We start from the raw sequence: 12,662 nt of genomic DNA, 5'->3' as shown, positions 1-12,662 counted from the left end.
GCAACAGAGAATAATTGTTGGAACGACAAAAGCCTGATGCAACCGCATTGTTGCCTCTCCGAACCAAAGCATCGCTGACCATAGCCCGGCGATGTATTGCCATGACTTCGTGGTCGCCAGAAAGCGGCTTCAATCCGGCGGTCGATTGTTTCGTCCCGCGCGGTTGACGAAGTCTCTTCACGGCTTCGCGAGCGTTGGCCCTGCGGTGACAAATGTTCTATTTGCACTTCTGGCAGATCATCAGCTTTCGCTTCAACGCCTCGTCTTCCTGATCAATCGACGACTGCGCGTCGAGGCCATTTGTATCCCGACTGGAGCCCTTCGCGGCGCGCGACCTCGCGGACGGTGTCACCTGACTCGGTGCGTCATTGTCGTCGTCAGCACCGGCGCTGAAGCCGTCGTAATCGGTGGCAGGATTTGGCGTCGCCGCAGGCCCCCCGATCACTGGTGGTGAGGGCTCTCTGCCGGCCGCCGCCGGCGGGGTTCTATTGTTCGTCACAAGGGCCGGCTCGCCCTTGGGCTTGGCGGTCTTGGCGTTATGCGGCGGAGATGCATGGGGCGGGGCAAGCGAAACCGGCGGCGTGGCCGACGTCTGTCCTCTCGCGCTGTCCAGCGACCAGGCGCAGACAAAGAAGAGGCTGAGAGCCATGAGCGTTGTGCGTCTCATCTGCGTCCTTCAAATGGTTCTGTGTTCAATGATTGACAGCATGGCTCTTCGAGCCACGCAGTGAAGAATATCAGTACTCATTTGGCCGTCAAAGTTGACGGAAATGGGGTGCTAACCTCATTCGGCCACGATCCCTAGCGTTGCCCGCCGGGCAAAACACACCAGCCGCAGGTCAATCGCCGGTCGTCAAAACATTCGTATTTACAGAAATTCTGTTTTGGCGTAGAAACAGAAACATCCCGGCCCGCCACAAGGGGCGTTTCGCGATCGTCACGATACGCAGGCCGGGATGCGGTGGCCGCGACGGCGTCGGCGCGCGAGTTTGGCTGCAGGGCGGGAAACCGTGAGCAGCCGCCCGCGTGGCACGACACGGCGCTGACAGCGTCCTCGCATCGCCTCCATGGTGAGCGCACGCCAGCCGTGGAGGATGCATGGGAGGATGTGCGCGGACGGAGAAGTCGTGTGGTCCTGACGCCCGGGGTCTGTGCGTCAAGTCCTGCGGTGATGTGGCGGCCCGACCGGGCGCGCGCATCAGTCATCCGCATGGCGACGGGGGCAATAGTGCATCGCTCCCCGGGGAGAGCACGAAGGACACCGTGAAAACCATCCGCGCAGGGAGGGCCGGGATGTCCCGGCGTCACCTGTGATCCACCCGTGCGCGTTGAACCCGCACACGGGATTGCGGGTGCCAGCCGGCACCCGGCCTTCCCTGCGCCCTTTGTTCAAAGAGGGCGAGAACGGAAAGCAAAGCTCGGGCGCAGCAGGCCGCGAGAACGCGAAGGTATGTCCTCAAATGGAAATGCAAGTTGTTGGAGCTGCGCCGTCTCCCAACGCTCCGTCATTGCGAGCGGAGCGAAGCAATCCAGAATCTTTCCGCGGAAGGAATCTGGATTGCTTCTTCGCATCAGCGCAAAATTGCTGCGCAATTTTGTCGCGAGCTCGTCGCAATGACGGTGGAGAGAGTCACGCAGATGGCGCGGACTGGGGGTTTGGACGGCATTCACGCCGTCCACCTCGCACTGCGCTCGCAATGACGAGATGGCGTTACTTCGTGGCTGCGCTGATCGAGTTGAACTTGTTGCTGAGGAGGACGCTGCCGGTGTTGGTCACGACGGTGACGATGGCAAGCGCAATGCCGGCGGCGATCAGGGCATACTCGATCGCGGTGGCGCCATTTTCGTCGGCAAGAAAAGACCTGAGCAGAATCATCGCCAACTCCTCATCATCCGGTCCAATGTAGGCGCGCGGCGTTATCAAACTGGTAAGTTGATCGACGGGCATTTGCGCGTGTCAAATATGCAAGGCTCGGCCGAACCTTGCCTGCTGTGTCTTAACGTAACAGCCGTTAAACGAAGGTTTCATTATCCAATTTAAATGAACGGAAGCAAGTGCGCCTCAACTCGTGGTGGTGTGTCCCGGCGCATCCTTGCGAGCGCGTCCCAGCGCGGCGGCGAGACGGCCGACCAGATAGCCTACCACATGGGGCTGCACGTGCGCTGCGCTGTCGGCGACGCGCTCTTCCTCGGTCGTGTCACTCACGATGCCGATGTAGTTCTTTCTGGCGTTCTGCTGCGGCACGAAGGTGCGAACCCTGGCTCGATCGAGGGCCGGATCATGATGCGCATAAGGGGAATCGGAGGTTAATTTTGGCTCCCGTAGGAATACCCGGTGCGACACGATGACAACGTGGCGGCGAAATTGCCTCGGCCGCTTAAGGGATTGTTGAGGCTGTTCGTCAACCGATCGGCAAGCATGTTGATCGCGGCTCATCCCTGCCTGCGGTCGGCGTTCAACGCCCTCAGCATTCCAACGCGGGCGAACATCAGCCAGCCGCCGCCGGTCTCCGCCGCGTTGATGAGCATCTCGATCGCGCTCTGCCAGCGCGGCTCCTGCTGCTCGGCTTCGGGCAGCTTCATGATGAAGTCGGCGGCCTCTTGCAGAGTGCGGAGCTTGGCGCCGCCGCGCAAGCCGATCGGATCGTCGAACGGTGTCGACCAGGGCATGTCAAGCTGCCCGATCGGTGAGGGGAGACGTCACGGCGCGATCGGGGATGCGAGGTCGTCAGCCGGCCTTCTTCGTCCGTGTGGTCGCGCGCGCCGGCTTGTCGGCCTTCTTCGGTGCAGCTTCCTTGGCCGCGGCGTCCTTGCCGCCCTTGCCCGAGATCGGCAGCAGCATCTCGCGCTGGCCCTCGACGCGCTTCTTCGGCTTCTTGGCCTTGGCGGTTTCTTTGGCGGTTTCCTTGACCGTCTCCCTGGCGACCTTCGCTGCGGGCGCGGTGTCCTTCTCGCTGGCAAGGCTCTTCTTCAGCGCGTCCATCAGGTTGATGACGTTGCCGCCGCTCTTCGGCGTCGCCTTGGCTGCGATCGGCGCACCCGAACGCTTCTTGTTGATGAGATCGATCAGCGCAGTCTCGTAATGGTCTTCGAACAGCTCGGGCTCGAACGCCCCGGACTTCTTCTCGACGATATGCTTGGCGAGGTCGAGCATGTCCTTCGTCAGCTTGACGTCCTGGATGTCGTCGAAATATTCGCTCTCGCTGCGCACCTCGTAGGGGTAGCGCAGCAGCGTGCCCATCAGCCCGCTCTCGAGCGGCTCGAGTGCGATGATGTGCTCGCGATTGGTCAGCACCACGCGGCCGATCGCGACCTTGTCCATGCTGCGAATGGTCTCGCGGATCACCGCATAGGCGTCGTGGCCGACCTTGCCGTCCGGCACGAGATAATAGGGGCGGATCAGATAGCGGTTGTCGATGTCGGACTTCGGCACGAACTCGTCGATATCGATCGTGTGGGTCGAGTCCAGCGCGATGTCGTCGAGCTCGTCCTTGGTGACCTCGATGTAGGTGTCGGTGTCGACCTTGTAGCCCTTGACGATGTCCTCGGAGGTCACCTCGTCACCGGTCTCGGCGTCGACCTTGAGATACTTGATCCGGTGGCCGGTCTTGCGGTTGATCTGGTTGAACGAGACCTTCTCGGTATCCGATGTGGCCGGGTACAGCGCGACCGGGCAGGTCACGAGCGAGAGACGCAGAAAACCCTTCCAATTGGCGCGGGGGGCCATGGGCTACTCCAAACGCAACGGGGACAGACTTATGAGGATACCATCGGGGAACTGCGAATCATACACGGCTCAGTGCGGATTCTTGCAACTGCGTTAACCAGTCGCTGACCGTGCGGTTCGGCCCGATCCGGTGGCAAAGCGCCGGAACATCAAATCGGATCGGGCGTTGGCTCCAGACACAGGGCCGTGATGGCGTCGCGGTCATCGGAGGCGACATCCAGAGATTGAGGTCACCATGGCAACGCGCGAGGACCATCAGATCGTCGAAACTGCGACCGAGGCACGCCAGGGCGAACCTGGCCCGTCGGTGGCGGCGCTGCTCGCCATCTCGACCGGGCTTGCGATCCTGATTCTTGCCGTCGTCTGGTTCGTGTTCTTCCGGACCTGACGGCAGGCTGACAGGAAGGGCGGACCTTCCGACTCACCGCATAACGGGGCACATTGCGCCCGCCATGCCACAGGCCTCGTCCAGTGGCCTGGGCGGGCGCAGTCGCGTCAGGCGCGAACACATTATGACCAAAAAGTAACGCGGCCGGTTCCCGGCGTTCATACTCAGTTCACGCCGGAATTGTTCATCTGTTGCGGTGTTCATGCGGCCTATTTCTGGAGAGAAGCGTGCGCCTGCTCGTTGTTGAGGACGACCCCGATCTCAATCGTCAGCTCACCAAGGCGCTGACGGACGCCGGCTATGTCGTCGATCGCGCCTTCGACGGAGAGGAGGGGCACTATCTCGGCGACAACGAGCCGTATGACGCCGTGGTGCTCGATATCGGCCTGCCGAAGAAGGACGGCATCTCGGTGCTGGAGGCCTGGCGCCGCAACGGCCGCACCATGCCGGTCTTGATCCTCACCGCGCGCGACCGCTGGAGCGACAAGGTCCAGGGCTTCGATGCCGGCGCCGACGACTACGTCGCAAAGCCGTTTCATCTGGAGGAGGTGCTGGCGCGGATCCGTGCGCTGCTGCGCCGCTCCACCGGCCATGCCCAGAGCGAACTCAGCTGCGGTCCGGTCACGCTCGACACCCGCACCGGCCGGGTCAGCGTCTCCGGCAATCCGGTCAAGATGACCTCGCACGAATATCGGCTTCTGGCCTACCTGATGCACCATTCGGGGCGCGTCGTGTCGCGTACCGAGCTGGTCGAGCATCTCTACGACCAGGACTTCGACCGCGACTCCAACACGATCGAGGTCTTCGTCGGCCGCATCCGCAAGAAGCTCGACGTCGACATCATCCAGACCGTCCGTGGTCTCGGCTACCTCCTGACCCCGCCGCCGGCACCGGGCGCCTAAGGGGGCGGGGCTTGACGGGCGCGCCGGCACGGGCCTTGGTCCGGTCATGACCGCCGACGCCATGCCGCCATCTCGCGCCTCCGGGATCATTCCGATGCCCGCCAGCTCGCTTGCCAACCGCCTGTTCCTGTCGGCGACCGCCTGGCTCGTGGTGATCCTGGCCATCACCGGCGTCGTGCTGTCGTCGGTCTACAAGAACGCCACCGAGCGTGCCTTCGACCGCCGGCTCAACCTCTATCTCCGTACCCTGATCGCCGAGGTCGCCACCCCGGACGAGCCGCCGGACCGCCAGTTCCAGTCGCTCGGCGAGCCCTTGTTCGAGCTGCCGCTGTCCGGCTGGTACTGGCAGATCACCCGCACCGACACCGAGAAGCCGGAGGTACGGTCCTCGCGCTCGCTCTGGGACAAGAAGCTGCCGAAGCTGGAAGAGCAGGGCACCGAGCTCACCGCGGCCGGCATTCGCCTCGCTTATGTCGACGGGCCGGAAGGGCAGAATTTGCGCATGGTCGAGCGTCCCGTCGATCTCGGCGCCGACGGCAAATATCTGGTCAGCGTCGCCGGCGACGACACCGAGATCTTCGACGAGACGCGGAGCTTCGACTACTATCTCGGCGGCACCTTCACCGCGCTCGGCGTCGTGCTGCTGCTGACGACCGTGTTCCAGGTCCGCTTCGGCCTCGCGCCGCTCAAGCGCATCTCGGAATCCATCGCCGACATCCGCTCCGGGCGGGCGGAGCGGCTTGAGGGCGAATTCCCGGTCGAAATCGCACCGCTCGCGCGCGAGACCAACGCGCTGATCGACGCCAATCGCGAGATCGTCGAGCGCGCGCGAACCCATGTCGGCAATCTCGCCCATGCGATCAAGACGCCGCTATCGGTGATCGTCAACGAGGCCGGTTCGCACGCCGCCGATCCGTTCTCGGCCAAGGTGATGGAGCAGGCGGACGTGATGCGCAACCAGCTCGCCCATCATCTGGAGCGCGCCCGCATCGCGGCCCGCGTCTCGATCGTCGGCACCGTGACGGAGGTTGCCCCCGCCATCGAAGGGTTGCGGCGGACGATGGAGAAGATCCACCGCGGCCGCGGCATTGCCATCGAGGCCAAGGCCGATCCGTCGGCGATATTCCGCGGCGAGCGGCAGGATCTGGAGGAGATGGTCGGCAATCTCGTCGACAATGCCTGCAAATGGGCGGCCTCGCGCGTCTTCATCGAGGTGTTGGTGGAGGCACCGACCCAGGCCGGCTCAGGCCCCAGGTTGCGGCTCATCGTCGATGACGACGGGCGCGGCCTCTCGGAAGCTGAGCGCGCCCAGGTCTCCCGGCGCGGCCAGCGGCTCGACGAGTCCAAGCCGGGCTCCGGGCTCGGGCTGTCGATCGTGACCGATCTCGCCGCGCTCTATGGCGGCAGCCTGTCGCTCGGCAGCGCGCCGATCGGGGGCCTGCGGGCTGAGCTGGTGCTGCCGGGAATATAATCCTCTGATCCCAAACGATTATTTGGGATTTCGGGCCAAACCGGCGGTATTCGGAGCGACTTCCTCAACGGCTTCTTAAGGCGCACCCACCTATGATCGTGCAGGACGCATCCTTTGTCCGCCATTTTACCCTGTATTACCCGGGCGCATGAGCCAGACATCGATCGAGCGGCTGAGGGAATATCTCGCGCAGCTCCCGCCGCAGGCGCAGGCGCTGCTGATGCGGGAGTTCGAGCGTGCGCTCGAGCGCGGCCAGGACACCGCGGTGGCGACTCTCGTGCTCGAGCAGCTGCGCAGGATCGTGCGCAAGACCGAGGCCGAGGAAGTCCCGCCGCCGCGCACCGACGATCTGTCGCGGTTGCTGTTCCAGGTGCTGGAACCGTTTCTTGTGGAGGCCGGCACCCCGACCCGGGTCGGCCAGATCCGCCGTTCCTCGCTACATCCGATCTGGCAATGGCTCGGCCGCGACGGCGCCCCGGACAAGCTGGCGGAATTCGAGGCGGCGCTGGCACGCATGCCGGCGTCAGACAGTGCGGGGCAGGTCGAGGCGCTGGCGCTCAAGCTTCAGGCCGCGGCTGCGGACGCGATCTTCGAGCTGACGGGGCCGGGCGGTGGCGACAAGTCGCGCGCGCTCGCCCGCGTCGGTCCGCCCAGCGTGATCGAGGACCTCTATTCGATCGGCGCGGTGCTCGCCGTTCGCGATGCCATCGGCGCGCTCAATGAGAAGCTGCCGCGCTTCCTGCGCACATTCGGCGATCCCCAGATCGCCTCGGTGACCGCTGCGCTCAACATTCCCGTGCTCCAGACCCCACAAATGCTGCCATTTGCGCTGTCGGTGGTGGCCCAGCGCATGACCGCACCGTGGCAGATCATTCGCCTCGCCATCAAGATCGCCGCGTCCGACGACGAGATCCGCGTCGCGGCAACGCCTTATGGCGTGGCCGTCACGATGGCCCTGCACGATCTGTCCCGCGTTGCCGCCAATTTGCGCATGGACATCAAGCGCGGCCATTTCGAGACCGTCGCCGACAATCTGAAAGCGCTGCATGACGGCGTCCGCGGCCTGCGCACCGAGCTCGACCTGCGCAACGATTCCGCTTGGGGCAAGCAGCTAACCTCGATCCGGGCCGACATCTCCAATGCGCTGCAGTCCGAGATCGACAGCGTTCCCGGCCGCGTCCGCCGCATTCTGCGCCAGCGCCCCGAGAAGGACATTCCGCCGGGCGCGCGGATCGACAGCACCGAGGTCGAGGAAACCGCGGCGCTGATCGATTTCGTCGCAACCTGCCGCAACTACGCTAGCGAGCTTGCGATCAACGAGGTGACGCTGCGCACCTATTCCGACCTGCAGCAATATGTGGAACGGTCGACCGAGCAACTGGTGCAGTCGCTGCGCGCCGCCGATCACAAGGTCCGTACCTACCGGCAGCAGCAGGTGCAGGCCGCGATCCGCTTCTGTCAGGTGCTGTTCGGCGAGGACTACGCCTCGCTGATGAGCCGCGCCGCGGAGAACGCGGCAACGGGCGAGCGCAAATCGACCCGCGCAAGCTGATTCAAGCGCATGTTTTCGTGATCACAATTTGTGGTTGACGGTGCCGGTTGTGGGCCCTACGGTCCCCGTGCAAGCTTCTGGAATTTCTATCTGTGGGCGCATGAAACCCGTTATCAGCTCCATCGAAATTGAAAACCGCGTCATTGTTGCCAAATATCAAAGGCTGATGGTCGGCGCGAAGATGGTGCTGGTCGAGAAGGCAAGCGGTCGGCAACTGCCTGAGACCGTCACCAGGGTTGCATCGCCCGTTCCCGTCGGGGCGTTGCGGATCAGATTGCCTGAGGCAATCAAGCCGGGAACATACTTCCTGAAGGCGTTCAACGGGCACGGCGAGGACGCCGCTCAAAGCACGGACTTCGAGATCAGCTAAGCCGTTGGATTTTCACCATTTCGGGACTATGTGCGCTCGCGCCAAATTGACAATTGTCAATTGCCGCATCGTCCGGCCGTGGTGTAAAGCCACCTACAGGCGCGGCTCGCGCGCTGCCGGAAGCTTGCCAGATGACGCTATGGTTCGTGTTCGCGCTGATGACGGTCGCGGCGATATTCGCCGTGCTCTGGCCGCTCGGCCGTGGCGCGCGTCCTGACAATCAAGGCAGCGAGGTCGCGGTCTACAAGGATCAGCTGGCCGAGATCGAGCGTGATCTCGCGGCAGGACTGATCGCGCTACCTGAAGCCGAGGCGGCGCGTGTCGAGATCAGCCGCAGGCTGCTCGCCGCCGCCGGCAGCGAGTCTGCGCTCGTGCCGACATCCAGTGTGGGATGGCGCCGCGCGGCCGCCGTGCTGGCGCTGGTCGGCCTGCCTCTGATGGCGGCCGCGATCTACGTTCCGCTCGGCTCGCCCGCGCTTCGCGACTTCCCGCTGGCGCAGCGGGAGCGAGGAACCGGGTCCGGCATGGCGCAGTCGCTCGAGAACCTCGTCGTGCAGGTCCAGCAACATCTGGAGAAAAATCCGGCCGACGGCCGCGGCTGGAACGTGCTTGCACCGGTGCTGGAGCGGCTTGGCCGCTTCGACGAGGCCGTGCGCGCTTATCGCAATTCGATCACCTATAACGGCGAGAGCGCGGAGCGCCGCTCCGATCTCGGCGAAGCGATTGCGGCCGCTGCCAGCGGCGTGGTGACGGCGGAAGCCAAGACCGAGTTCGAGCGCGCGCATGCGCTCAACGCCGACGATCCCAAGGCGAACTACTTCCTCGGGCTCGCTGCCGAGCAGGACGGTCGCAAGGATGACGCGGCCAATATCTGGCGCGCGTTGCTGGCGAAAGCACCGGCGGATGCGCCGTGGCGGCCTCTGGTGCAGACCTCGCTCGCGCGGGTCGGCGGTGGCGGCGTGACGATGCCGGCGCTGTCCGACGAGACGATTGCAGCATCCAAGGAGATGAACGACGGCGATCGCAACGCGATGATCCGCAGCATGGTCGAACGTCTCGCCACGCGCCTCAAGCAGAACGGCGACGATGTCGAGGGGTGGCTGCGCCTGGTGCGCGCCTATCTGGTGATGGGCGATCGCGGCAAGGCGCTGGGCGCCTCGGCCGACGCCCGCCAGGCGGTCGCCAAGGATTCCGAGCGGTTGCGCCAGCTCAACGAAGGCCTCAAGACTCTCGGACTCGACGGATGACTGTCGCAGCACGAGACGAGCGGAGAATGGATACGCCATGACGCGCAAGCAGCGACGTATGACCATCATCGGCGGCTCGCTTGCCGTGCTCGCGCTCGCAGCCGCGCTGGTGCTCAACGCCTTGCGCGACTCCATCGTGTTCTTCTCGACGCCGACCATGGTGGCCGAGAAGCATGTCCAGCCCGGCAAGCGTTTTCGCCTTGGCGGCCTGGTGCAGCCGGGCTCGCTCCAGCGCGGCGACAATCTCGCGGTGACGTTTGAAGTGGCCGACGGCGGTGCCAAGCTGCCAGTCGCCTACAAGGGCATCCTGCCCGATCTCTTCCGTGAAGGGCAGGGCGTCGTTGCCGAAGGCGCGCTTGATGCCAACGGCGTGTTCAAAGCCGACACCGTGCTGGCCAAGCATGACGAGACCTACATGCCCAAGGACGTTGCCGATGCCCTGAAGAAGCAGGGGCATTGGAAGGACGATTACAATGCCAAGCCGGCGGCAGCGACCGCGCAGGGCAACTCGCAGGGAGCGGTGCGGTGATCGCGGAAGCCGGACATTACGCACTGGTGCTGGCGCTCGCGCTGGCGCTGATCCAGTCCTTCGTGCCGTTGATCGGCGCACGCTTGCGCGATCCGGCGCTGATGAACGTGGCGCGCTCCACCGCGCTGGCGCAGCTCCTGTTCGTCGGCGCGTCGTTCATCGCGCTCGTGACGTTGCACGTGAACTCGGATTTCTCCGTCGCCAATGTCTACGAGAATTCCCACTCCATGAAGCCGTTGATCTACAAGATCACGGGGGTGTGGGGAAACCATGAAGGCTCGATGCTGCTGTGGGTGTCGATCCTGGCCCTGTTCGGCGGGCTGGTCGCGGCCTTCGGCAACAATCTGCCGCTGTCGCTGCGCGCGCATGTGCTTGCGGTCCAGGCCTGGATCGCCAGCGCCTTCTATCTCTTCATCCTGATCACCTCGAATCCGTTCCTGCGCATCGTCAATCCGCCGATCGAGGGGCGCGATCTCAACCCGGTGCTCCAGGACATCGGTCTCGCCGTGCATCCGCCGATGCTCTATCTCGGCTATGTCGGCTTCTCGATCTCGTTCTCCTTCGCCATCGCGGCGCTGCTGGAGGGGCGGATCGATGCGGCCTGGGCGCGCTGGGTGCGGCCGTGGACGCTGGTCGCCTGGATCTTCCTGACGCTCGGCATCGCGATGGGCTCCTACTGGGCCTATTACGAGCTCGGCTGGGGCGGCTGGTGGTTCTGGGATCCGGTCGAGAACGCCTCGCTGATGCCGTGGCTCGCCGGTACGGCGCTGCTGCACTCGGCGCTGGTGATGGAGAAGCGCAACGCGCTGAAGGTCTGGACCATCCTTCTTTCGATCCTGACCTTCTCGCTGTCGCTGCTCGGTACCTTCCTGGTGCGCTCGGGCGTCATCACCTCCGTGCACGCTTTCGCCAATGATCCGACCCGCGGCGTCTTCATCCTCTTGATCCTCTGCCTGTTCATCGGCGGCAGCCTGTCGCTGTTCGCGGGACGCGCGACCTCGTTGAAGCAGGGTGGCCTGTTCGCGCCGATCTCGCGCGAAGGCGCGCTGGTGCTGAACAATTTGCTGCTGACGGTGGCCTGCGCGGTCGTGCTGTTCGGAACGCTTTATCCGCTGGCGATGGAAGTGCTCGCCGACTTCAAGATGTCGGTGGGCCCGCCGTTCTACAATCTCACCTTCGTGCCGCTGTTCGCGCTGCTGCTGCTCGCGGTGCCGTTCGGGCCGATGCTGGCGTGGAAACGCGGCGATCTGCTCGGCGTCACTCAGCGGCTGCTTGCGGCCGGCGTGGCCGGTCTTGTGGTGATTGCCATTGTCTGGGCCTGGACGCGTGGCGGCAGCGCGCTGGCGCCGTTGGCCATCGGGCTTGGCGTCTTCGTCATCGCCGGTGCCCTGACCGATATGGCCGAACGAACCGGCCTGTTTCGCCTGCCGTTCACGACGACGTTGCACCGCGCCCGGGGCTTGCCGCGCTCGGCCTGGGGTACCGCGTTTGCACATGCCGGTCTCGGCGTCGCGCTGATCGGGATCGTCTGCGAAACCACCTGGAACAGCGAGTATATCGCGACCATGAAGCCGAACGACGTTGCGCAGGTCGCCGGATATGACCTGAAGCTCGACGGTCTGCTCGAGCGGCAGGGGCCGAACTACCGCGAGATGATGGCCCAGTTCAACGTCAGTCGAAACGGCGAAGCGCTCAGCGTCATGACGCCGTCGAAACGCAGTTTTACCACGCGCGGCTCCTCGACCACCGAGGCTGCGCTGCTGACCCGCGGCGCGAGCCAGCTCTACATCTCGCTCGGTGATGTCACCGCCGGGGGCGCGATCGCCGTGCGCATCTATCACAAGCCGTTGGTGCTCATGATCTGGTGGGGGCCCGTGCTGATGGCGTTCGGCGGTGTGCTGTCGCTGTCTGACCGGCGCCTGCGGGTCGGAGCGCCGAAGCCGGCGCGGGCCAAGCAGCGCCTGCAACCGGCGGAGTGATCCGATGCGCCGGATGATGTCCGCGATCGTCGCGCTCATGCTGCTGGCTACGCCCGCGGTGCATGCCGTGCAGCCCGACGAGATCATGTCGGATCCCGCGAAGGAGGCGCGCGCGCGCGACTTGTCGCGCGAGCTGCGCTGCATGGTCTGCCAGAACCAGTCGATCGACGATTCCGATGCGCCGCTGGCGCGCGACCTGAGACTCCTGGTGCGCGAGCGGATCGCGGCCGGCGACAGCAACTCTCAGGTGCTCGACTTCCTGGTCGCCCGTTACGGCGAGTTCGTGCTGCTGAAGCCGCGCTTCGAACGGCAGACCATGCTGTTGTGGCTGCTCGCCCCACTGCTGCTGGCCGGCGGTGGCTTTGCGCTGTGGCGGCAAACGAGGCGTCGCGCGCAGAATGGTACAGACGTCACAGCGCCGCCGCTGACGCCCGAGGAAGAGGCGCGGCTTGCCGCCTTGATGTCAGACGATGCGACATCTCGCTAGCGCCGCGCCT

The 12,662-nt window shown here is 64.6% G+C and carries 14 protein-coding genes; 9 read left to right on the top strand and 5 right to left on the bottom strand.

Annotated features, from left to right (window positions below):
- Window positions 1–217: 217 nt before the first annotated feature.
- The 5 genes from JJC00_RS26810 to JJC00_RS26790 all read right to left on the bottom strand — a co-directional run bounded on the left by JJC00_RS26810 (window position 218) and on the right by JJC00_RS26790 (window position 3,727).
- Window positions 218–649: a hypothetical protein gene (locus tag JJC00_RS26810; RefSeq protein ID WP_349643515.1), complete on the bottom strand. Its 432-nt coding sequence runs from the start codon at window positions 647–649 to the stop codon at window positions 218–220.
- Between the two features lie 1,062 nt (window positions 650–1,711).
- On the bottom strand, window positions 1,712–1,876 hold the full coding sequence (locus JJC00_RS26805; RefSeq protein ID WP_200474247.1) for a Flp family type IVb pilin: 165 nt from the start codon (window positions 1,874–1,876) through the stop codon (window positions 1,712–1,714).
- A gap of 186 nt (window positions 1,877–2,062) precedes the next feature.
- Entirely contained in the window at window positions 2,063–2,437 is a 375-nt protein-coding gene (locus JJC00_RS38320; RefSeq protein WP_246773935.1) for a hypothetical protein, read from the bottom strand.
- A complete protein-coding gene (locus tag JJC00_RS26795; RefSeq protein WP_200468862.1) occupies window positions 2,434–2,670 on the bottom strand; it encodes a hypothetical protein in 237 nt (78 codons plus the stop codon). Before JJC00_RS26795 ends, JJC00_RS38320 begins: the two co-directional genes overlap by 4 nt.
- A gap of 58 nt (window positions 2,671–2,728) precedes the next feature.
- Window positions 2,729–3,727 carry a Ku protein gene (locus tag JJC00_RS26790; protein WP_200468861.1) on the bottom strand — a complete coding sequence of 333 codons (999 nt, stop codon included), beginning with the start codon at window positions 3,725–3,727 and terminating at the stop codon, window positions 2,729–2,731.
- Between the two features lie 235 nt (window positions 3,728–3,962).
- Between JJC00_RS26790 and JJC00_RS26785 the strand changes: the two genes are divergently transcribed.
- From JJC00_RS26785 to JJC00_RS26745, 9 genes are all read left to right on the top strand, one after another.
- Window positions 3,963–4,115, top strand: a complete 153-nt coding sequence (locus JJC00_RS26785) for a hypothetical protein (RefSeq protein WP_200468860.1) — start codon at window positions 3,963–3,965, stop codon at window positions 4,113–4,115.
- Window positions 4,116–4,342: 227 nt separating this feature from the next.
- Window positions 4,343–5,017 (top strand): response regulator transcription factor, encoded by a 675-nt coding sequence (locus tag JJC00_RS26780; RefSeq protein WP_011085905.1) that lies wholly within the window; start codon window positions 4,343–4,345, stop codon window positions 5,015–5,017.
- A gap of 94 nt (window positions 5,018–5,111) precedes the next feature.
- Complete coding sequence (locus tag JJC00_RS26775; RefSeq protein ID WP_200468859.1) at window positions 5,112–6,488, top strand: sensor histidine kinase; 1,377 nt, start codon at window positions 5,112–5,114, stop codon at window positions 6,486–6,488.
- A 148-nt stretch (window positions 6,489–6,636) separates the two neighbouring features.
- Window positions 6,637–8,040, top strand: coding sequence for a hypothetical protein (locus JJC00_RS26770; RefSeq protein ID WP_200468858.1), 1,404 nt, complete (start codon window positions 6,637–6,639; stop codon window positions 8,038–8,040).
- 100 nt (window positions 8,041–8,140) lie between these two features.
- Window positions 8,141–8,410, top strand: coding sequence for a hypothetical protein (locus JJC00_RS26765; RefSeq protein ID WP_200468857.1), 270 nt, complete (start codon window positions 8,141–8,143; stop codon window positions 8,408–8,410).
- Window positions 8,411–8,541: 131 nt separating this feature from the next.
- Window positions 8,542–9,657 carry a c-type cytochrome biogenesis protein CcmI gene (gene ccmI / locus JJC00_RS26760; protein WP_200468856.1) on the top strand — a complete coding sequence of 372 codons (1,116 nt, stop codon included), beginning with the start codon at window positions 8,542–8,544 and terminating at the stop codon, window positions 9,655–9,657.
- A gap of 37 nt (window positions 9,658–9,694) precedes the next feature.
- Complete coding sequence (ccmE, locus tag JJC00_RS26755) at window positions 9,695–10,186, top strand: cytochrome c maturation protein CcmE (protein ID WP_200468855.1); 492 nt, start codon at window positions 9,695–9,697, stop codon at window positions 10,184–10,186.
- The gene (locus JJC00_RS26750; protein ID WP_200468854.1) at window positions 10,183–12,165 is read left to right on the top strand and encodes a heme lyase CcmF/NrfE family subunit; all 1,983 of its coding nucleotides are present in this window, start codon (window positions 10,183–10,185) and stop codon (window positions 12,163–12,165) included. The genes ccmE and JJC00_RS26750 overlap by 4 nt, the downstream gene beginning before the upstream one ends.
- A gap of 4 nt (window positions 12,166–12,169) precedes the next feature.
- Window positions 12,170–12,652, top strand: a complete 483-nt coding sequence (locus JJC00_RS26745) for a cytochrome c-type biogenesis protein (RefSeq protein WP_200468853.1) — start codon at window positions 12,170–12,172, stop codon at window positions 12,650–12,652.
- Window positions 12,653–12,662: the final 10 nt, after the last annotated feature.

This window comes from Bradyrhizobium diazoefficiens (genome assembly GCF_016616885.1).
GTDB lineage: Bacteria > Pseudomonadota > Alphaproteobacteria > Rhizobiales > Xanthobacteraceae > Bradyrhizobium > Bradyrhizobium diazoefficiens_F.
This window is presented reverse-complemented; position numbering and strand designations above follow the sequence as displayed.